At 62.6% G+C, this 736-nt stretch carries 1 protein-coding gene; it reads right to left on the bottom strand.

All coding sequences use genetic code 11. The annotated features are described in order from the left end of the window. Positions 1–736: type VI secretion system tip protein VgrG (gene vgrG, locus ACZYR5_RS29535; protein ID WP_489092911.1), on the bottom strand; the 736-nt coding region annotated here is incomplete at both ends.

Genomic DNA, 736 nt, shown 5'->3' with positions numbered 1-736 from the left:
TCGGAATCGGGGGGCGGAAACAGATGAAGGCGTCGTAGGGCATCGCGTCGAAGTGGGCGATAAACGCGCTGTTGCGGGCGGCGTGGGTGCGCAGGTGGGTGATTACCACGCGTTTGTTGAAGGCTTGCGGGGCGAGTTTCGACGTCTCCAGCACTTGGCCTGGGGCCAGGCTCAGGCAGTTGCTGGTGCCGCTGAGGCGGGTGCGCTGGTTCAGGTAGCGCTCGTGGCGCAGGCGGGCGAAGTGGTAACCGCTTTCCCGGGCCAGGCTTTCGAACTGGTAGAGGGTATTGCCCAGTTCGCGGTAGGGCTCGGCGTAGTTGAAGGCCTCGCCGTAGGTGGTCTTGTCGTTGCGCACCTGGTTGACATCGCCATCGAGGTAGGCGCGCGCATCGAGCGGGTTGTAGCTGCGGAACGTGATGTGTTTTTCCACCACCTGGTGGCGGGCCTGCAGGTGCCAGAGGCGGTCCTCGTCGTTGCTCTGGCCCGTCAGGGGGTGGTACGGCAGCTTGATACCGAACTCATAACCTTTCTGCTCATCGTGGAATTCCACCACGTCGCGGCGCACCGTCGGATGGCTGGCGATGCGGTACCAGATGCCGACTTCGGCCAGCAGACGATGAATGAAATCCAGGTCGCTTTCGTTGTACTGCATCACCTGCTCGCGGCGCGGGTACTCGTGCACCAGACGGAATGGACAGTCGAAATGCTCCATGTCGTGGCGGCTGAGGAGGATGCT

The sequence above is a fragment of the Pseudomonas sp. F007 genome, from assembly GCF_057814275.1.
The sequence above is the reverse complement of the archived record's forward strand: the minus strand, read 5'-3'. Positions and strand labels throughout refer to the sequence as shown.